Annotated in this window: 18 protein-coding genes and 3 tRNA genes; 18 read left to right on the top strand and 3 right to left on the bottom strand. The window is 56.8% G+C overall.

What is annotated here, in order from left to right; all coding sequences use genetic code 11:
* Positions 1-12: 12 nt before the first annotated feature.
* Positions 13-417 carry an MFS transporter gene (locus AB4O41_RS12945; protein ID WP_460147983.1) on the top strand — a complete coding sequence of 135 codons (405 nt, stop codon included), beginning with the start codon at positions 13-15 and terminating at the stop codon, positions 415-417.
* Positions 418-426: 9 nt separating this feature from the next.
* On the opposite strand, the gene AB4O41_RS12940 is transcribed toward AB4O41_RS12945, so the two are convergent.
* A complete protein-coding gene (locus tag AB4O41_RS12940) occupies positions 427-735 on the bottom strand; it encodes a YhbY family RNA-binding protein (protein WP_008005472.1) in 309 nt (102 codons plus the stop codon).
* 101 nt (positions 736-836) lie between these two features.
* Here AB4O41_RS12940 and rlmE point away from each other — a divergent pair, with 101 nt between their 5' ends.
* The 16 genes from rlmE (at position 837) to AB4O41_RS12860 (ending at position 16423) form a co-directional block, all read left to right on the top strand.
* Positions 837-1466 carry a 23S rRNA (uridine(2552)-2'-O)-methyltransferase RlmE gene (gene rlmE, locus AB4O41_RS12935; RefSeq protein WP_007900501.1) on the top strand — a complete coding sequence of 210 codons (630 nt, stop codon included), beginning with the start codon at positions 837-839 and terminating at the stop codon, positions 1464-1466.
* Positions 1467-1668: 202 nt separating this feature from the next.
* On the top strand, positions 1669-3579 hold the full coding sequence (ftsH, locus tag AB4O41_RS12930; protein WP_030128083.1) for an ATP-dependent zinc metalloprotease FtsH: 1911 nt from the start codon (positions 1669-1671) through the stop codon (positions 3577-3579).
* Positions 3580-3587: 8 nt separating this feature from the next.
* Positions 3588-4439, top strand: a complete 852-nt coding sequence (gene folP / locus AB4O41_RS12925; RefSeq protein WP_460147982.1) for a dihydropteroate synthase — start codon at positions 3588-3590, stop codon at positions 4437-4439.
* Positions 4440-4455: 16 nt separating this feature from the next.
* Positions 4456-5793 (top strand): phosphoglucosamine mutase, encoded by a 1338-nt coding sequence (glmM, locus tag AB4O41_RS12920; protein WP_460147981.1) that lies wholly within the window; start codon positions 4456-4458, stop codon positions 5791-5793.
* A 66-nt stretch (positions 5794-5859) separates the two neighbouring features.
* On the top strand, positions 5860-6615 hold the full coding sequence (gene tpiA / locus AB4O41_RS12915) for a triose-phosphate isomerase (protein ID WP_460147980.1): 756 nt from the start codon (positions 5860-5862) through the stop codon (positions 6613-6615).
* Positions 6616-6619: 4 nt separating this feature from the next.
* Positions 6620-7003, top strand: a complete 384-nt coding sequence (gene secG / locus AB4O41_RS12910; RefSeq protein WP_017336473.1) for a preprotein translocase subunit SecG — start codon at positions 6620-6622, stop codon at positions 7001-7003.
* A 21-nt stretch (positions 7004-7024) separates the two neighbouring features.
* Positions 7025-7110: transfer RNA gene (locus AB4O41_RS12905), tRNA-Leu, on the top strand.
* 96 nt (positions 7111-7206) lie between these two features.
* Positions 7207-7283: transfer RNA gene (locus AB4O41_RS12900), tRNA-Met, on the top strand.
* Between the two features lie 138 nt (positions 7284-7421).
* On the top strand, positions 7422-7880 hold the full coding sequence (rimP, locus tag AB4O41_RS12895) for a ribosome maturation factor RimP (RefSeq protein ID WP_010463487.1): 459 nt from the start codon (positions 7422-7424) through the stop codon (positions 7878-7880).
* Positions 7881-7927: 47 nt separating this feature from the next.
* Complete coding sequence (gene nusA / locus AB4O41_RS12890) at positions 7928-9409, top strand: transcription termination factor NusA (RefSeq protein WP_003212187.1); 1482 nt, start codon at positions 7928-7930, stop codon at positions 9407-9409.
* Between the two features lie 27 nt (positions 9410-9436).
* Positions 9437-11965, top strand: coding sequence for a translation initiation factor IF-2 (infB, locus tag AB4O41_RS12885; protein WP_460147979.1), 2529 nt, complete (start codon positions 9437-9439; stop codon positions 11963-11965).
* A gap of 159 nt (positions 11966-12124) precedes the next feature.
* Positions 12125-12526: a 30S ribosome-binding factor RbfA gene (gene rbfA, locus AB4O41_RS12880; protein ID WP_123355979.1), complete on the top strand. Its 402-nt coding sequence runs from the start codon at positions 12125-12127 to the stop codon at positions 12524-12526.
* Between the two features lie 3 nt (positions 12527-12529).
* A complete protein-coding gene (gene truB / locus AB4O41_RS12875; protein ID WP_008067213.1) occupies positions 12530-13447 on the top strand; it encodes a tRNA pseudouridine(55) synthase TruB in 918 nt (305 codons plus the stop codon).
* A 117-nt stretch (positions 13448-13564) separates the two neighbouring features.
* On the top strand, positions 13565-13834 hold the full coding sequence (gene rpsO, locus AB4O41_RS12870) for a 30S ribosomal protein S15 (protein ID WP_003176135.1): 270 nt from the start codon (positions 13565-13567) through the stop codon (positions 13832-13834).
* Between the two features lie 195 nt (positions 13835-14029).
* On the top strand, positions 14030-16135 hold the full coding sequence (pnp, locus tag AB4O41_RS12865; RefSeq protein WP_460147978.1) for a polyribonucleotide nucleotidyltransferase: 2106 nt from the start codon (positions 14030-14032) through the stop codon (positions 16133-16135).
* Positions 16136-16347: 212 nt separating this feature from the next.
* Positions 16348-16423, top strand: a tRNA-Thr gene (locus AB4O41_RS12860).
* 9 nt (positions 16424-16432) lie between these two features.
* On the opposite strand, the gene AB4O41_RS12855 is transcribed toward AB4O41_RS12860, so the two are convergent.
* Entirely contained in the window at positions 16433-16978 is a 546-nt protein-coding gene (locus AB4O41_RS12855) for a hypothetical protein (RefSeq protein WP_460147977.1), read from the bottom strand.
* A gap of 302 nt (positions 16979-17280) precedes the next feature.
* Between AB4O41_RS12855 and AB4O41_RS12850 the strand changes: the two genes are divergently transcribed.
* Complete coding sequence (locus tag AB4O41_RS12850) at positions 17281-17586, top strand: DUF6388 family protein (RefSeq protein ID WP_460147976.1); 306 nt, start codon at positions 17281-17283, stop codon at positions 17584-17586.
* Positions 17587-17635: 49 nt separating this feature from the next.
* Here the strand turns inward: AB4O41_RS12850 and nadC are convergent, their stop codons facing one another.
* On the bottom strand, positions 17636-18484 hold the full coding sequence (nadC, locus tag AB4O41_RS12845) for a carboxylating nicotinate-nucleotide diphosphorylase (RefSeq protein ID WP_460147975.1): 849 nt from the start codon (positions 18482-18484) through the stop codon (positions 17636-17638).
* Between the last annotated feature and the right edge of the window lie 320 nt (positions 18485-18804).

The following is an 18804-nucleotide window of genomic DNA, read 5'->3' as shown; positions in this document are numbered from 1 at the left end:
CGTGCGGGCGCCATGCTTTGGCAGCTGACCCAAATGTTGTGGGTTGGCGGTCTGTGGCTGTTGCACATCGGTCTGCTGCCGGTGCTGGGTCGAATAGGCCTGGCGCCGCTGCTGATTGACGAAATTGCAGGCATGCTGAATACGCTGATGGTGGGATTTGCCACGGCGTGTGTGGGTTTTCAGGCTTTGGTGCTGGTTCAGGCCAAGGGCCTTGCCAGTCTATGGCGCGATATTCGTGGGCAACTGCTGATGATGGCGCTGTATGGGGGTGCGATGTATTTCGCGGTCCACGTCGGCTGGCCGCACGCGGCGCATTGGCAGTTGTTCAGTTATCTTGTTCTGGGATTTTCCGGGCTGGTGCTGGTGATGCAGCCGGTGCCTGGGTGGAGTGGCGGGGTGCGCGAAGCACACCCTTGACCCTTGTCATCACTTGAAGCGATGGACGTTCGACAGCTGCTTGTTGACGCTGAAGTTCTTGCGGTAAATCAATGCCATCTTGCCGATGACCTGAACCAGGTCCGCTTTGCCTACCTTGCACAGTTCTGCAATGTTCGCCAGGCGCGACTCGCGATCGAGGATGTTGAGCTTGATTTTAATCAGCTCGTGATCCGCCAAAGCGCGTTCAAGTTCGGCTAACACACCTTCAGTCAAACCGTTGTCAGCCACAGTCAAAACTGGTTTCAGATGGTGGCCAATGGATTTGTACTGTTTCTTCTGCTCTTGAGTGAGCGGCATAATCTGACCCTTTAGTCTGGATTCTGTAAAATGGCGGCCATTTTACCCGAGGGTTCGTGGATCCGCCCAATTAATCACGACCCTTATCATCGAGGTGCCCAATGGCGCGTTCCAAGACAAGCCTTGGTTGGCTGAAAAGACATGTCAATGATCCATATGTGAAGCAGGCGCAGAAGGATGGTTACCGCTCGCGTGCGAGTTACAAGCTTCTGGAGGTCCAGGAGAAATACAAGCTGATCCGTCCGGGTATGAGCGTTGTCGACCTGGGTGCGGCGCCCGGCGGCTGGTCGCAGGTCACTAGTCGGCTGATCGGTGGTCAGGGGCGTCTGATCGCCTCGGACATCCTGGAAATGGACAGCATTCCGGACGTGACTTTCATCCAGGGTGACTTCACCCAGGACGAAGTGCTCGCTCAGATCCTTGAAGCCGTGGGTAATTCGCAGGTGGACCTTGTGATTTCCGATATGGCCCCCAATATGAGTGGTACGCCTGAGGTGGACATGCCAAAAGCCATGTTTCTATGTGAGCTGGCTCTTGATCTGGCGGCTCGAATACTCAAGCCGGGTGGTAATTTCGTGATCAAGGTGTTTCAGGGCGAAGGGTTTGATGCTTACGTGAAGGACGCTCGTCAGAAATTCGACAAGGTCCAGATGATCAAGCCGGACTCTTCCCGTGGCAGTTCCCGCGAGCAATACATGCTGGCTTGGGGCTACCGCGGCCGTAGTGAGTAAATCGAGGTTTTTTTGCGGGTCGATAGGATTTTCGTATTTCGCCCCGTGAGCATTAGCGAATATTGTGTAGAAAGTGTTTCACAAAGGGTTACAGACGGCGCCTGCCAGAGCCGTAGGTAATGTAGTAAGTTAGGCCGGTGAATATCATGCGAAGCACGCGCCATTAGCGGAGCTTGCTTCAGAGGGTAGTTAATTGAACGATATGGCAAAGAATCTGATCCTGTGGTTGATCATCGCGGCTGTCTTGGTGACGGTGATGAACAACTTCTCCAGCCCTAACGAGCCGCAGACCCTCAACTATTCCGACTTCATCCAGCAGGTCAAGGATGGCAAGGTCGAGCGCGTAGCGGTTGATGGCTACGTGATTACCGGCAAGCGCAACGATGGCGACAGCTTCAAGACCATTCGTCCGGCAATCCAGGACAATGGCCTGATCGGCGACCTCGTGGATAACCACGTGGTAGTTGAAGGCAAACAGCCTGAGCAGCAAAGCATCTGGACTCAACTCCTGGTCGCAAGCTTCCCGATCCTGGTAATCATCGCTGTCTTCATGTTCTTCATGCGGCAGATGCAGGGCGGTGCCGGCGGCAAGGGCGGGCCGATGAGCTTTGGCAAGAGCAAGGCGCGCCTGCTCTCCGAAGATCAGGTAAAAACCACTTTGGCTGACGTTGCCGGTTGCGACGAAGCCAAGGAAGAAGTTGGCGAGCTGGTCGAATTCCTGCGTGATCCGGGCAAGTTCCAGCGTTTGGGCGGTCGCATTCCTCGTGGCGTGCTGATGGTCGGTCCTCCTGGTACTGGTAAAACCTTGATCGCCAAGGCGATTGCCGGCGAAGCCAAAGTGCCGTTCTTCACTATTTCCGGTTCCGATTTCGTCGAAATGTTCGTCGGTGTCGGTGCCAGTCGTGTTCGTGACATGTTTGAGCAGGCGAAGAAACACGCGCCATGCATCATCTTCATCGATGAAATCGACGCCGTCGGTCGCCACCGTGGTGCCGGCATGGGCGGCGGTCATGACGAGCGCGAACAGACTCTCAACCAGTTGCTGGTAGAGATGGACGGCTTCGAAATGAATGACGGCATCATCGTCATTGCAGCGACCAACCGTCCCGACGTGCTCGACCCTGCATTGCTGCGTCCGGGCCGTTTCGACCGTCAGGTCGTGGTCGGTCTGCCGGATATCCGTGGTCGCGAGCAGATTCTCAAAGTCCACATGCGCAAAGTGCCAATGGGTGACGACGTCGCTCCGGCCGTGATCGCGCGTGGTACTCCTGGTTTCTCCGGTGCCGACCTGGCTAACCTGGTGAACGAGGCGTCGTTGTTCGCAGCCCGTGCCGGCAAGCGCATCGTCGAGATGAAAGAGTTCGAACTGGCCAAAGACAAGATCATGATGGGTGCCGAGCGCAAATCCATGGTCATGTCCGAGAAAGAGAAGCAGAACACTGCTTATCACGAAGCTGGCCACGCTATCGTCGGTCGCGTCGTCCCTGAGCATGATCCGGTCTACAAGGTGTCGATCATCCCGCGCGGTCGTGCGCTCGGTGTGACCATGTTCCTGCCGGAAGAAGATCGCTACAGCCTGTCCAAGCGTGCGCTGATCAGTCAGATCTGCTCGCTGTACGGCGGTCGTATCGCTGAAGAAATGACCCTGGGTTTCGACGGCGTCACCACCGGAGCATCCAACGACATCATGCGTGCCAGCCAGATCGCACGGAACATGGTGACCAAGTGGGGTTTGTCGGAAAAACTCGGCCCATTGATGTACGCCGAAGAAGAGGGCGAAGTGTTCCTCGGTCGTGGCGGCGGTGGTCAACATGCCAGCTTCTCCGGCGAGACAGCCAAGCTGATCGACTCCGAAGTACGCAGCATCATTGACCAGTGCTACGGCACGGCCAAACAGATCCTTACGGATAACCGTGACAAGCTTGATGCCATGGCGGATGCCTTGATGAAGTACGAGACGATCGATGCTGATCAGATCGATGACATCATGGCGGGTCGTGCGCCTCGCGAGCCTCGCGACTGGTCTGGCGGCAGTGATACTTCCGGCACGCCTCCGGCGGTGCAGGATGGGCGTCCGGAAACACCAATCGGTGGCCCGGCTGCTGACGTATAAGGTTTGAAATGACTTCTGTTCAGTCCTCAATCCGGTTGCCTTGCGGCAACCGGGTTCTTGATTTGACCCAGACGCATGTCATGGGCATTCTCAATGTCACTCCCGACTCCTTTTCCGATGGCGGCCAATACAGCCAGCTGGATGCGGCGCTGCGCCACGCCGAGGCGATGGTGGCGGCTGGCGCGACGCTGATCGACGTTGGTGGCGAATCGACCCGACCGGGTGCCAGGGCGGTTTCACCGCTTGAAGAGCTCGAGCGTGTAGCGCCTATCGTTGAGCGTATCAGTCGTGAACTCGATGTGATTATCTCGGTCGATACATCCACGCCAGCGGTCATGCGTGAAACCGCAAGGCTGGGGGCGGGCTTGATCAATGACGTGCGTTCGTTGCGCCGAGACGGAGCCCTGGATGCAGCAGCGGCCACCGGTTTGCCGGTGTGTCTGATGCATATGCTCGGTGAGCCGGGCGACATGCAGGACAATCCGCAGTACCAGGATGTAACGAAAGAGGTCGGCGAGTTTCTCGCAGAACGCATGGTTCAGTGTACATCGGTAGGCATCCCTGTCGAGCGGATCATCCTCGATCCGGGGTTCGGCTTCGCGAAAACTTTGCAGCACAACTTGAGCTTGTTTAAGCACATGGAGGCCTTGCATGCCTTGGGGCGGCCCCTGTTGGTCGGGGTTTCGCGAAAGAGCATGATTGGGCAAGCGTTGAATCGGCCGGTGGGAGAGCGCCTGCATGGCGGTTTGGCGCTCGCGGCACTGGCTTCAATCAAGGGGGCGCGTATATTGCGCGTCCATGATGTGGCTGAAACGGTCGACGTAGTGCGAATGATTGCTGCAGTAGAATCAGCCGAATAAGAATGATGGAGTACTTATGAGCAAAAAATATTTTGGCACCGACGGCATTCGTGGTCGGGTCGGTCAATACCCGATAACTCCTGATTTCATGCTCAAGCTTGGCTGGGCGGCAGGCATGGCATTTCGCAGCATGGGTGCCTGCAAGGTGCTCGTGGGCAAGGACACCCGGATATCCGGTTACATGTTCGAATCGGCGCTTGAGGCCGGGCTGACCTCGGCAGGTGCTGATGTGATGCTCCTGGGGCCGATGCCGACGCCGGCCATCGCCTATCTGACACGTACTTTTCATGCCGAAGCCGGCATCGTGATCAGCGCTTCGCACAATCCTCATGACGATAACGGCATCAAATTTTTCTCCGGGAAGGGCACCAAGCTTCCGGATGAAGTCGAGTTGATGATTGAAGAGTTGCTCGATACCCCGATGACCGTGGTTGAGTCGAGCAAAATCGGCAAAGTGTCGCGAATCAACGATGCCTCGGGTCGTTATATCGAATTCTGCAAGAGCAGCGTTCCGACCGGCACCAGTTTCGCTGGGTTGAAGATCGTGATCGACTGTGCCCACGGTGCGACCTATAAAGTAGCGCCTAGCGTGTTCCGTGAGCTGGGAGCTGATGTCGTTGTGCTTTCTGCTCATCCTAATGGCCTGAACATCAATGAAAATTGCGGTTCGACCCATATGGAACCGCTGCAAGCTGCCGTATTGGCCGAGCACGCCGATTTGGGTATTGCCTTTGACGGTGACGGTGACCGGGTCCAGATGGTCGATCACACCGGCACTGTCGTCGACGGCGACGAGTTGTTGTTTATCATTGCTCGCGATCTGCAAGAGCGCGGCAAGTTGCAGGGCGGTGTGGTCGGTACGCTAATGAGTAACCTGGGGCTGGAGTTGGCCCTGGCGGATCTGGCGATTCCTTTTGTGCGCGCCAACGTTGGCGACCGTTACGTGATCTCCGAGTTGCTGGAGCGCGATTGGCTGGTGGGTGGGGAAAACTCGGGGCACATTGTGTGCTTCAGTCACACCACCACTGGTGATGCGATCATTGCTGCGCTGCAGGTGTTGATGGCCCTGAAGAGGCGCGTAGAAAGCCTGGCTCAGTCCCGTCAGGCGCTGCGTAAATGCCCTCAGGTGCTGATCAATGTCCGGTTTGGTGGTGGTGCGAATCCGATCGAACATCCGACAGTCAAAGAGGCCAGTGATCGTGTGACCCAGGCGATGGCCGGTCGTGGGCGTGTACTCTTACGCAAGTCCGGGACAGAGCCGCTGGTGCGGGTCATGGTCGAAGGCGAGGACGAAACGCAGGTTCGCGGTTACGCCGAAGAGCTGGCAAAACTGGTAACTGAAGTTTCTGTCTGATTTCGGCTTGCCAGCCATGATTGTGTTGGGTAACATCTGCGCCCACTTTGACCGACGAGGTACAGCATGCGTCGCCCTATGGTAGCTGGTAACTGGAAGATGCACGGTACCCGCGCCAGCGTCGCTGAGCTGATCAATGGCCTTAGTCATCTGGCCTTGCCGAGCGGTGTTGATGTTGCGGTATTCCCGCCTTGCTTGCATATCAATCAAGTGATTGATGGCTTGAAAGGCAAGTCGATTTCGGTCGGCGCGCAGAACTCTGCAGTGGAATCCATGCAAGGTGCATTGACCGGTGAAATTGCGCCGAGTCAGTTGGTGGATGCAGGTTGTTCCCTGGTGCTTGTCGGGCACTCCGAACGCCGCCAGGTAATGGGCGAGCAGGATGGAATGCTGATTCGCAAGTTCGCAGCGGCGCAGGCATGTGGCTTGATCCCGGTGTTGTGCGTAGGGGAGACCCTCGAAGAGCGCGAAGCCGGGAAAACTCTTGAGGTTGTCGGGCGTCAGCTGGGCAGTATCATTGAGGGGCTGGGTGTTGGTGTCTTTGCAAAGGCAGTAATCGCTTACGAGCCGGTCTGGGCCATTGGCACCGGGCTGACTGCTTCGCCGCAACAAGCGCAGGATGTGCACGCAGCCATTCGCGCTCAGTTGGCGGCAGAGAATTCTGAGGTCGCGCAAGGTGTGCGGCTTCTATACGGCGGCAGCGTGAAGGCGGCCAATGCGGTCGAACTGTTCGGCATGCCGGATATCGATGGGGGGCTCATTGGTGGAGCTTCCCTGAATGCAGATGAGTTCGGTGCGATTTGTCGCGCCGCGGGAAACTGAAAAAATGCTGGAAACAGTCGTAGTCGTTTTTCATCTGCTGGGTGCATTGGGCGTAGTTGCTCTGGTTTTGCTGCAGCAGGGTAAAGGTGCGGATGCTGGCGCGTCTTTCGGAGCAGGTGCTTCAAATACTGTGTTCGGAAGCCAAGGTTCCTCTACCTTTCTTAGTAAGTTTACTGCTATACTTGCCGCCGGTTTCTTCATAACCAGCTTAGGGTTAGGTTACTTTGCTAAAGAGAAGGCTCATCAGCTGACTCAAGTAGGTTTGCCAAATCCAGCAGTGTTGGAAGTTCCAAAGCAACAACCGGCTTCTGATGATGTCCCGGTGCTTCAAGAGCAAAAGTCGGCTACTCCAGCGACTGACGTGCCTCCAGCTCAAGAGCAGAAGTAAGAAGGTTTCAAACGTAGTATTGCCGAGGTGGTGGAATTGGTAGACACGCAACCTTGAGGTGGTTGTGCCCATAGGGTGTAGGGGTTCGAGTCCCCTTCTCGGTACCAATTATCAGGAGAGCCCGCTGTTGCGGGCTTTCTTGTAGGTGGAAGGTTACATTGACCCTGTTAGGGATCGGTCGTATACTTCCGCCCCAGCTTTGTCGCGGGGTGGAGCAGTCTGGTAGCTCGTCGGGCTCATAACCCGAAGGTCGTCGGTTCAAATCCGGCCCCCGCAACCAGTTTAAGGAGCCCCTTTTCAGGGGCTTTTTGTTAGCTGGACACTTTCAACGCCGCTGTTCAACGGCGTTTCAAGGATGGGCGTTTCGCCCATTTTTTTATTTTGCACAGCATGCACATACATGCACGAGGGGGTTCAGGTGTCGAGCAAGCTAGAAGAGTTGCAGGCCTTGCTGGCCCCGGTGGTCGTGGCCCTAGGCTATGAATGCTGGGGTATTGAGTTTTCGGCTCAAGGTCGCCACTCAATGTTGCGCGTTTATATTGATAAAGAGGGCGGCGTGCTGGTGGACGATTGTGCCATCGTCAGTCGTCAGATCAGCGGTGTACTGGATGTTGAAGATCCGATCGCCGTTGAATACACCCTTGAAGTTTCCTCGCCTGGCATGGAACGCCCACTGTTCACTATTGAGCAGTTTGCAAAATTTGCCGGTGAACAAGTGAAGATCAAGCTGCGCTCGCCTTTTGAAGGTCGGCGCAACTTTCAGGGCCTTCTGCGCGGTGTAGAAGAACAGGATGTCGTGGTGCAGGTTGAAGACCATGAGTTCCTGTTGCCGATCGATATGATCGACAAGGCCAACATTATTCCCAGTTTTGACTGAGACGCGGATCCCGCGGATCCAATGGCTTGCGAAAGGCGAGGCGTACGATGAGCAAAGAAGTACTGCTGGTTGTTGAGTCGGTATCCAATGAAAAGGGCGTACCGGCAAACGTAATTTTTGAAGCGCTGGAGCTGGCTCTGGCCACTGCTACCAAAAAGCGTTTCGAGGACGAAGTCGATCTGCGTGTGGAAATCAATCGCCACACCGGCGCTTACGAGACATTCCGTCGCTGGACGGTTGTCGAAGAAGCAGACCTGGACGATCCGGCCATCGAAACCTGGCCGAGCAAGGTTGCAGAAACGCATCCTGGTGCTCAGGTTGGCGATGTAGTCGAAGAAAAGATCGAATCCATCGAGTTCGGCCGCATCGCTGCACAGACTGCCAAGCAAGTCATCGTGCAGAAAGTTCGCGAAGCCGAGCGTGCTCAAGTCGTTGACGCCTATCGCGAGCGCCTGGGAGAAATCATCTCCGGCACCGTGAAGAAAGTCACCCGCGACAACGTGATCGTCGATCTGGGCAACAACGCTGAAGCGTTGCTGGCCCGTGAAGACATCATTTCTCGCGAAACCTTCCGGGTTGGCGTGCGTCTGCGTGCGCTGCTCAAGGAAATCCGCACCGAGAACCGCGGCCCTCAGTTGATCCTGTCGCGTACCGCGCCGGAAATGCTGATCGAGTTGTTCCGCATCGAAGTGCCGGAAATCGCTGAAGGCCTGATCGAAGTAATGGCTGCGTCCCGCGACCCGGGTTCGCGCGCCAAGATCGCGGTCCGCTCCAAGGACAAACGCATTGATCCGCAAGGCGCTTGCATCGGTATGCGCGGTTCGCGCGTCCAGGCAGTGTCGGGCGAATTGGGCGGTGAGCGTGTGGACATCGTCCTGTGGGACGATAACCCTGCGCAGTTCGTGATCAATGCAATGTCGCCGGCTGAAGTGGCGGCAATTATCGTTGACGAGGATGCCCATGCAATGGACATCGCCGTTGGCGCAGACAATCTTGCTCAGGCCATCGGTCGCGGTGGTCAGAACGTGCGTCTGGCTAGCCAGTTGACTGGCTGGACCCTGAACGTGATGACCGAATCGGACATCCAGGCTAAGCAGCAAGCAGAAACCGGCGACATCCTGCGCAACTTCATCGACGAGCTGGAAGTCGACGAAGACCTGGCACAGGTGCTGGTAGATGAAGGCTTCACCAGCCTGGAAGAGATTGCCTACGTACCGTTGGAAGAAATGCTCAACATCGATGGCTTTGACGAAGACACCGTCAACGAGCTTCGCGCTCGGGCCAAGGATCGTTTGTTGACTAAAGCCATCGCTACTGAGGAAAAGCTGGCAGACGCCCATCCGGCCGAAGACCTGCTCTCGCTTGAGGGTATGGACAAGGATTTGGCGATGGAACTGGCGGTGCGCGGCGTAATTACCCGCGAAGACCTGGCCGAGCAGTCTATTGACGACCTGCTCGACATCGACGGCATTGACGATGATCGTGCCGGCAAGTTGATCATGGCCGCCCGAGCCCATTGGTTCGAGTAATTAGGCGCGGCCTGAGGAGAGAAGTGCATGACGCAAGTCACGGTGAAACAACTGGCCGATGAGGTCAAAACACCGGTAGAGCGCCTGTTGCAGCAGATGCGTGAGGCAGGTCTGCCGCACACCGCCGCCGATGAAGGTGTGAGCGATAGTGAGAAGCAGTCTTTGCTGACTCACTTGAAGAGCAGCCACAAGGCGAAAGTGGAAGAACCGCGCAAGATTACATTGCAGCGCAAAACCACCAGCACCCTGCGTGTTGCTGGTAGCAAGAGCATCAGCGTTGAAGTACGCAAGAAGAAAGTCTTCGTACAGCGCAGCCCGGAAGAAATCGAAGCCGAGCGCAAACGCGAACTGGAAGAACGCCGCGCAGTAGAAAATGCTGCACGTCAAAAGGCTGAAGAAGAAGCCAAGCGTCGCGCCGAAGAAGAAGCGCGTCGCCAGCCTGCTGCTGCGCAAAACGCTACTAACGACGCCGTTGCAGCGCCTGCTGCCGTTGCCGAGCCAGTGCGTGAAAGCGCGCCGGTTGTTGCAGCTGCACCAGCACCGTCTGCTGACGTTCGCAACAAGCAGAACGAACAGCGCCGTCCGGACAAACCACGTGCCGACGATAGCAATCGTCGTGGCAGTGGCGATGGCGAGCGCAAAAACGCTCCGCATCGTGCTTCGGTCAAGGAAAAAGCGCCTGCTCCACGTGTTGCGCCACGTACTACCGACGAAGAAAGCGATGGCTTCCGTCGTGGTGGTCGCGGCAAGGCCAAGCTGAAGAAACGCAACGCCCACGGTTTCCAGAGCCCAACCGGCCCTGTTGTGCGCGAAGTGAAGATCGGCGAGACCATCACTGTTGGCGATCTCGCCCAGCAGATGTCGGTCAAGGCTGCTGAAATCATCAAGTTCATGTTCAAACTGGGTACTCCAGCGACCATCAACCAGGTACTGGATCAGGAAACTGCCCAACTGGTTGCCGAAGAGCTGGGCCACAAAGTGACCCTGGTCAGCGACACCGCCCTGGAAGATTCCCTGGCCGAGTCCCTGAAGTTTGAAGGTGAAGCGTTCTCCCGTGCACCGGTTGTGACCGTAATGGGCCACGTTGACCACGGTAAGACCTCGCTGCTCGACTATATCCGTCGTGCCAAGGTAGCTGCTGGCGAAGCCGGCGGTATCACCCAGCACATCGGTGCGTACCACGTTGAAACTGATCGCGGTATGGTCACTTTCCTCGATACCCCGGGTCACGCCGCGTTTACCGCAATGCGTGCTCGTGGTGCCAAGGCTACCGACATCGTGATCCTGGTGGTTGCAGCGGACGACGGCGTAATGCCGCAGACCGTTGAAGCCGTTCAGCACGCCAAGGCTGCCGGTGTTCCGCTGGTTGTTGCAGTGAACAAGATCGACAAGCCGGGCGCTGATCTCGATCGCATCCGTAGCGAACTGTCGGTTCACGGCGTGACTTCGGAAGAGTGGGGCGGCGACACCCCGTTCGTATCGGTTTCGGCGAAAGTCGGTACTGGCGTGGACGAGTTGCTCGAAGCTGTTCTGCTGCAAGCTGAAGTTCTTGAACTGAAAGCGACCCCTTCGGCTCCTGGCCGTGGCGTCGTGGTTGAATCGCGTCTCGACAAAGGTCGTGGCCCGGTTGCAACCGTTCTGGTTCAAGACGGTACCCTGCGCCAAGGCGACATGGTGCTGGTCGGTTCGAACTATGGCCGCGTTCGCGCCATGCTCGACGAGAACGGCAAGCCAATCAAGGAAGCCGGTCCTTCCATCCCTGTCGAGATTCTCGGCCTGGACGGTACCCCGGACGCTGGCGACGAGATGAGCGTTGTTGCCGACGAGAAGAAAGCCCGTGAAGTGGCTCTGTTCCGTCAAGGCAAGTTCCGCGAAGTCAAACTGGCCCGTGCTCACGCCGGCAAGCTTGAAAACATCTTCGAGAACATGGGTCAGGAAGAGAAGAAGACGCTCAACATCGTCCTCAAATCCGACGTCCGTGGTTCGCTGGAAGCGTTGAACGGTGCCTTGAACGGCCTGGGTAACGACGAAGTGCAAGTGCGTGTGGTCGGTGGCGGTGTTGGTGGTATCACCGAGTCCGACGCCAACCTGGCACTGGCCTCCAATGCTGTACTGTTCGGCTTCAACGTGCGTGCCGATGCCGGCGCTCGCAAGATCGTCGAGCAGGAAGGTCTGGATATGCGTTACTACAACGTGATCTACGACATCATCGAAGACGTCAAGAAAGCCCTCACCGGTATGCTGGGCAGCGATGTTCGCGAGAACATCCTGGGTACCGCTGAAGTGCGTGACGTGTTCCGTTCGCCGAAGTTTGGCGCGATCGCCGGTTGCATGGTTATCGAAGGTGTTGTTCACCGTAACCGTCCAATCCGTGTACTGCGTGAAGACATCGTTATCTTCGAAGGCGAGCTGGAATCCCTGCGCCGCTTCAAGGATGACGCTTCCGAAGTACGTGCCGGCATGGAATGCGGTATCGGCGTGAAGAGCTACAACGACGTCAAAGTCGGTGACAAGATCGAAGTCTTCGAGAAGGTTCAGGTTGCTCGCAGCCTCTAACTCGCGCACTTCAAGGGCCACGATGAGCCGCCGCATGCAGATGCGCGGCGCAACGTCCGGACTCTAAACGCAACGCCCGGTCTGGCTTTTGTCAGGCCGGGCGTTTGCCGCTTTCAGACCCCTCGGGTTTCACCGTGGGGCAGTAACAGGTAACAAGACATGGCAAAAGAATACAGCCGTACCCAACGTATCGGCGATCAGATGCAGCGTGAGCTGGCACAGCTGATCCGTCGTGAAGTCAAAGACCCGCGCGTCGGCCTGGTCACCATTACCGCTGTTGAAGTCAGCCGTGACGTCGGTCACGCCAAGATCTTCATCACCGTGATGGGCCAGGACAGCGCCGAAGACATCGCGCAAAGCATCAAGGTGCTCAACGCAGCCGCCGGTTTCCTGCGTATGCAGTTGGCTCGCGAAATGAAGTTGCGCAGCGTTCCGCAGTTGCACTTCCATTACGACGAAAGCGTCGTGCGTGGCGCGCACCTGTCGGCCCTGATCGAGCGTGCGGTGGCTGAAGACAATCAGCACCCGGTAGCGGCTGAACCCGAAGACGCCAAGGAGTAGTCGGTGGCTCAGGTCAAACGTATCCGTCGTAACGTCAGCGGCATCATCCTGCTCGACAAGCCGTTGGGGTTCACTTCCAACGCGGCGTTGCAGAAGGTCCGCTGGTTGCTCAATGCCGAGAAGGCCGGGCACACCGGCAGTCTTGATCCGCTGGCCACCGGCGTGCTGCCGTTGTGCTTCGGCGAGGCCACCAAGTTCTCGCAATACCTGCTTGATTCCGACAAGGCTTATGAAACCCTGGCGCAACTGGGCAAGACCACCACCACGGCCGATGCCGAAGGTGAAGTTTTGCTGGAGCGCCCGGTGACCGTTGGTCGCGCCGATATCGAAGCTGTGCTGCCGAAATTTCGTGGGCAAATCAGTCAGATACCGCCGATGTACTCGGCGCTCAAGCGTGATGGCCAGCCGCTGTACAAGCTGGCCCGTGCAGGCGAAGTAGTGGAGCGCGAACCGCGTTCTGTTACTATTGCGCGCTTGGAATTACTGGCCTTTGAGGGTGATACTGCGCGGCTTGCGGTGGATTGCAGCAAAGGCACCTATATCCGCACCCTGGTGGAGGATATCGGTGAGCAACTCGGTTGTGGCGCTTACGTGGCTGAATTGCGACGTACCCAAGCCGGGCCTTTCACGCTTGCACAGACCGTCACTCTGGAAGAGCTTGAAGCGGTACATGCCGAAGGCGGCAACGAGGCAGTCGACCGCTTCCTGATGCCATCGGACAGCGGCCTGCTGGACTGGCCACTATTGCATTTCTCGGAGCACAGCGCGTTCTACTGGCTTAACGGCCAACCGGTACGCGCCCCGGATGCACCGAAGTTCGGCATGGTACGGGTACAGGATCACAACGGTCGCTTCATCGGTATCGGTGAAGTGAGCGAAGACGGGCGCATCGCGCCGCGTCGACTGATTCGGTCAGAATGACCGGACGAGTGTGGCTGTTAACAGGCACGGTCACTACTCATTTATAGATACAGGGATTTGTCCCTGGCCTGTTGAAGCTGTTTCTTTGAAACAGTTTCCTGATAAAAGGATTGCCTCATGGCTCTCGACGTTCAAGAAAAAGCTCAAATCGTAGCTGACTACCAGCAAGCTGTTGGTGACACTGGTTCGCCAGAAGTGCAAGTTGCACTGCTGACCCACAACATCAACAAACTGCAGGGTCACTTCAAGGCCAACGGTAAAGATCACCACTCCCGTCGTGGTCTGATCCGCATGGTAAACCAGCGTCGTAAGCTGCTGGACTACCTGAAAGGCAAGGATCTGGGTCGTTATCAGGCTCTGATCGGTCGCCTGGGTCTGCGTCGCTAATAAGCGATTGCGCTAGAGGTTGGTTGTCTGTCGTGCGTCAGTGGGTTTCCCGCTGGCGCATGGCAGGCTCCCAGCCTCAAGTTTTATCTGGATATACGTTTTACCCTGGACAGGCGTTGGGCCGATTCCCGACATTGCCCAAGAATTTCGCAAGAAGACAAGTTCCCCAAGAGCCACAAAAGAAGGTAGGACACCGTGAACCCGGTAATCAAAAAATTCCAGTTCGGTCAGTCGACCGTTACCCTCGAGACTGGCCGTATCGCCCGTCAGGCCTCCGGCGCAGTATTGGTCACCGTTGACGACGATGTCAGCGTATTGGTGACTGTTGTCGGTGCCAAACAAGCCGATCCAGGCAAGGGCTTCTTCCCTCTGTCCGTTCACTACCAGGAAAAAACTTACGCTGCCGGTAAGATCCCTGGCGGTTTCTTCAAGCGTGAAGGCCGTCCTTCCGAGAAAGAAACCCTGACTTCCCGACTGATCGACCGTCCGATCCGTCCGCTGTTCCCAGAAGGCTTCATGAACGAAGTGCAGGTTGTCTGCACCGTCGTCTCCACCAGCAAAAAAACCGATCCGGACATCGCTGCGATGATCGGTACCTCGGCTGCCCTGGCCATCTCCGGTATTCCTTTCGATGGTCCGATCGGCGCTGCCCGCGTTGCGTTCCATGAAAGCACCGGCTACCTGCTGAACCCGACTTACGAACAACTGAAAGCTTCGAGCCTGGACATGGTCGTTGCCGGTACTTCGGAAGCCGTGTTGATGGTTGAATCGGAAGCCAAAGAGCTGACCGAAGACCAGATGCTGGGCGCTGTACTGTTTGCTCACGACGAGTTCCAGGTGGTGATCAACGCCGTCAAGGAACTGGCCGCTGAAGCTGCCAAGCCAACCTGGACCTGGGCTCCTCAGCCAGAAGCCACCGCTCTGTTGGCTGCTATCCGCGCCGAGTTCGGCGAAGCGATCTCCCAGGCTTACACCATCACCGTCAAAGCCGACCGTTATGCACGTCTGGGCGAGCTGAAAGACCAGGTTGTTGCCAACCTGTCCGGTGAAGAAGGTCAGCCGACTTCCGCTGAAGTCAAAGCGGCTTTCGGTGAAATCGAATACCGCACCGTTCGCGAAAACATCGTTAACGGTAAGCCACGTATCGACGGTCGCGACACCAAGACCGTACGTCCGCTGAACATCGAAGTCGGCGTTCTGCCAAAGACCCACGGTTCGGCACTGTTCACCCGTGGCGAAACTCAGGCCCTGGTAGTCGCGACTCTGGGTACTGCCCGTGACGCACAGCTGCTGGATACCCTGGAAGGCGAGAAAAAAGACCCGTTCATGCTGCACTACAACTTCCCTCCGTTCTCGGTAGGTGAGTGTGGTCGCATGGGTGGCGCTGGTCGTCGCGAAATCGGTCACGGCCGTCTGGCCCGTCGTTCGGTTCAGGCCATGCTGCCTGCTGCCGACGTGTTCCCGTACACCATTCGTGTGGTGTCGGAAATCACCGAGTCCAACGGTTCGAGCTCCATGGCTTCGGTATGCGGTGCTTCCCTGGCTCTGATGGATGCCGGCGTTCCGATGAAGGCACCGGTTGCCGGTATCGCCATGGGTCTGGTTAAAGAAGGCGAGAAGTTCGCCGTCCTGACCGACATCCTGGGCGACGAAGATCACCTCGGCGACATGGACTTCAAAGTAGCGGGTACCGCCAAAGGTGTTACCGCGCTGCAGATGGACATCAAGATCAAGGGCATCACCGAAGAAATCATGGAAATCGCTCTGGGCCAAGCCCTGGAAGCGCGCCTGAATATCCTCGGTCAGATGAACCAGATCATTGGCCAGTCGCGTACCGAGCTGTCGGAAAACGCTCCGACCATGATCGCGATGAAAATCGACACCGACAAAATCCGTGATGTCATCGGTAAAGGCGGCGCGACCATTCGTGCGATCTGTGAAGAAACCAAGGCTTCGATCGATATCGAAGACGACGGTTCGATCAAGATCTTCGGCGAAACCAAGGAAGCAGCTGAAGCGGCACGTCAGCGCGTTCTGGGCATCACCGCAGAAGCCGAGATCGGCAAGATCTACGTCGGTAAGGTTGAGCGCATCGTCGACTTCGGCGCATTCGTCAACATCCTGCCGGGCAAGGACGGTCTGGTTCACATCTCGATGCTGAGCGATGCTCGCGTTGAAAAAGTGACCGATATCCTGAAAGAAGGCCAGGAAGTGGAAGTATTGGTACTGGACGTGGACAACCGCGGCCGTATCAAACTGTCCATCAAAGACGTAGCAGCAGCCAAGGCTTCGGGCGTTTAATCACCCCCTTCGCCTGACCGCTTCAACGTTATAAAAATGCCCCGCCGTGAAAACGGCGGGGCATTTTTTTTGTGTACAGGATGATCAAAAGATCGCAGCCTTCGGCAGCTCCTACAGAAGCCCAATGTAGGAGCTGCCGAAGGCTGCGATCTTTTGATTTTACGGTGCGCCAAGTTGCCGGACCCCGAAGCCAGTGCTAGGTTTAGCCCACAGCCCGTGTAGCTCAGCCGGTAGAGCAGCGCACTCGTAACGCGAAGGTCGCAGGTTCGATTCCTGTCTCGGGCACCATTCTCTTCTTCACTTCACCTTTCTGCTCAGGTCCTCGACGGTGCGTTTAAGCTGATCCATCGCGCGATCCTGATCGCTGATCTCCCGTTTGAGACTGGAGATTTCGCTGTTGTTCGAGCTTGAGCTAGAGCCGCTGTTGCGCTTTAGCTCTTCCACTTGCTTGCCAAGGTTGTTCAGGTCGCGTTCCTGTTCATTGACTGTGCGCTTGAGATCGTCAATCTCCTTGCTGCTGGAGTTTGAGCTGGAACCGCTGTTGCGTTTGAGTTCTTCGATTTGACGGGCCTGCTCACTGAGGGTGCGCTTCTGGCTTTCCAGTTCGGTGGCATTGGCCTTCATGGTTTTTTGCAGGCTTTCCAGATCATCGATGCTGACGCTGGTTCTGACGAGCGTGTCCTTACCGAATGAATTATGGAGGGCGGAGATTTTGTCGGAGTACAGCGAAGGGTCAGAGGTGACTTCGACTGCCGCTTGAGCGGCACTGGCCAATGTCAGGCTTCCGAGCAGCAGGGTAGCGGTGGCAAGCTGGGCAGACAAAAGCTTCGAAAAACTGCGCATCACTGGAGTTCCTTGTGAAGTGCTGATATGGCACATCGCTATGACTTGGGATTTCGACTTATGTTCCCAAGGCCTCCTGCACCTTATGCTCGTGGCTTTTTGTGGAATAGATGTAAAGACCCGTGTGAATCCTCGACAAAACGTCCTATATTCGTTGTCTGCATGAGCATCGCCCAGCAGTTTTCAGATGATCCCGAATGGTTCTGAAGGCCAGACAAACCGGGCTTCTAACGGTTTTTTGCGTCAGAGAGATCCTTGATGATCCAGATCCATCTTCCATTCCCCAGATCAGCGAGAACGCCATGACCGTTAAAGAATTGAGCCAAGAAGCCAGAAACGAAGAAGCGCTTAAAAAGTACCTGCTTGAGTCGCCCCAGCTAGCCGAAGAGATCAAGGACTTGCCAGCCGACGATCAGAAAGACCAGATCCAGTGGGCGTTCGAGGATGAGGCAGAGGCTCAGGGCTTGCAGCCGTGGGAGCTGACGCTCAAATACACCACAACCCCGGAAGAGTTCGAGGCCGCGCGCCTGGCGCTGCACAAGGAGGCGGCCGAGGTATTGGGCGTCGAGTGGGAAGAGTACTGCGAGATGAATAATCTGGTGGTCTAAAAAAATGCCAGCCTTCATCAGGCTGGCATTTTTTATATCAAAGGCGTGATCAGAGACTCAGTCGCATCGACAGGTCCACAGCCTTCACATCCTTGGTCATCGCACCAATCGAAATATAATCCACCCCGGTTTCGGCGATTGGCAGCAACGTGCTTTCGTTGATGCCGCCGCTGGCTTCCAGTTTTGCCTTGCCGGCGTTCAAGCGCACGGCTTCGCGCATGTCATCCAGGCTCAGTTCATCGAGCATGATGATGTCGGCACCCGCCGCCAGTGCTTCCTTCAGTTCCGCCAGGCTTTCCACTTCGATCTCCACCGGTTTGCCCGGGGCGATCTTGTGCGCGGCTGCGATAGCCTCAGGAATGCCACCGCAGGCGGCGATATGGTTTTCCTTGATCAGGAAGGCGTCATACAGGCCGATGCGGTGATTGTGGCAACCGCCGCAGGTCACGGCGTATTTCTGGGCCAGGCGCAGCCCCGGCAGGGTTTTGCGGGTGTCGAGCAGCTTCACCTGGGTCTCGGCGACGAAATCGGCAAGGTACTGTGCGCGAGTGGCCACGCCGGAAAGCATTTGCAGAAAATTCAGTGCACTGCGTTCACCCGTCAGCAGCGAGCGCGCCGGGCCTTCGAGATGGAATAGCACCTGATTGGGTTTCACCCGTTCGCCGTCGCGCACCTGCCAATGAACGGCAACCCGCGGGTCCAATTGCCGGAAAACCGCGTCGACCCACGCGGTGCCAGCAATGACAGCCTCATCGCGGGTGATGATGGTGGCTTTGGCCAGGCGTTCGGCCGGGATCAGTTGCGCGGTGATGTCGCCGCTGCCGATGTCCTCGAGCAACGCACGGCGCACGTTGGCTTCGATTTCGGCGGTCAAATCGGCGAGACGTAGATTCGGCATAACGGGCTCCACAAACAAAGTGGCCCGATTATAGGGCCATGGTGCGAGGCAACCCAAGGCATCAACGGCCATTCAATTGTTCGCAAACCTGCATTTGGTCGATTCGCGCAAGCAATCGGTGTTAAGCAAGGGGGCTCTCTCATAACGTCTATTTCTTGGGGAAGCGCAGAGTCTGCTGGCACAAGGGGAGTCTTTTGCAGATAATTCGCCTTGCATTTGACGTCATAGCTTTGACGTAGCTCTGGATTCCTGATGATTGAATGACAGCGGGTGGTGACTGTCCCCGTTGAGCGTCGGCTGTATGGTCTGCGTACTCGATC

It is taken from the genome of Pseudomonas sp. S2_A02 (assembly GCF_054668495.1).
Note: the sequence above shows the minus strand (reverse complement) of the source record. Positions and strands in the feature narration are given on the sequence as shown.

Excerpts from the sequence above, each read along its gene's own strand:
- AB4O41_RS12945 (WP_460147983.1), top strand. The coding sequence starts at position 13 with ATGCTTTGGCAGCTGACCCAAATGTTGTGGGTTGGCGGTCTGTGGCTG.
- AB4O41_RS12940 (WP_008005472.1), bottom strand. The coding sequence starts at position 735 with ATGCCGCTCACTCAAGAGCAGAAGAAACAGTACAAATCCATTGGCCAC.
- rlmE (WP_007900501.1), top strand. The coding sequence starts at position 837 with ATGGCGCGTTCCAAGACAAGCCTTGGTTGGCTGAAAAGACATGTCAAT.
- ftsH (WP_030128083.1), top strand. The coding sequence starts at position 1,669 with ATGGCAAAGAATCTGATCCTGTGGTTGATCATCGCGGCTGTCTTGGTG.
- folP (WP_460147982.1), top strand. The coding sequence starts at position 3,588 with ATGACTTCTGTTCAGTCCTCAATCCGGTTGCCTTGCGGCAACCGGGTT.
- glmM (WP_460147981.1), top strand. The coding sequence starts at position 4,456 with ATGAGCAAAAAATATTTTGGCACCGACGGCATTCGTGGTCGGGTCGGT.
- tpiA (WP_460147980.1), top strand. The coding sequence starts at position 5,860 with ATGCGTCGCCCTATGGTAGCTGGTAACTGGAAGATGCACGGTACCCGC.
- secG (WP_017336473.1), top strand. The coding sequence starts at position 6,620 with ATGCTGGAAACAGTCGTAGTCGTTTTTCATCTGCTGGGTGCATTGGGC.
- nusA (WP_003212187.1), top strand. The coding sequence starts at position 7,928 with ATGAGCAAAGAAGTACTGCTGGTTGTTGAGTCGGTATCCAATGAAAAG.
- infB (WP_460147979.1), top strand. The coding sequence starts at position 9,437 with ATGACGCAAGTCACGGTGAAACAACTGGCCGATGAGGTCAAAACACCG.
- rbfA (WP_123355979.1), top strand. The coding sequence starts at position 12,125 with ATGGCAAAAGAATACAGCCGTACCCAACGTATCGGCGATCAGATGCAG.
- rpsO (WP_003176135.1), top strand. The coding sequence starts at position 13,565 with ATGGCTCTCGACGTTCAAGAAAAAGCTCAAATCGTAGCTGACTACCAG.
- AB4O41_RS12855 (WP_460147977.1), bottom strand. The coding sequence starts at position 16,978 with ATGCGCAGTTTTTCGAAGCTTTTGTCTGCCCAGCTTGCCACCGCTACC.
- AB4O41_RS12850 (WP_460147976.1), top strand. The coding sequence starts at position 17,281 with ATGACCGTTAAAGAATTGAGCCAAGAAGCCAGAAACGAAGAAGCGCTT.
- nadC (WP_460147975.1), bottom strand. The coding sequence starts at position 18,484 with ATGCCGAATCTACGTCTCGCCGATTTGACCGCCGAAATCGAAGCCAAC.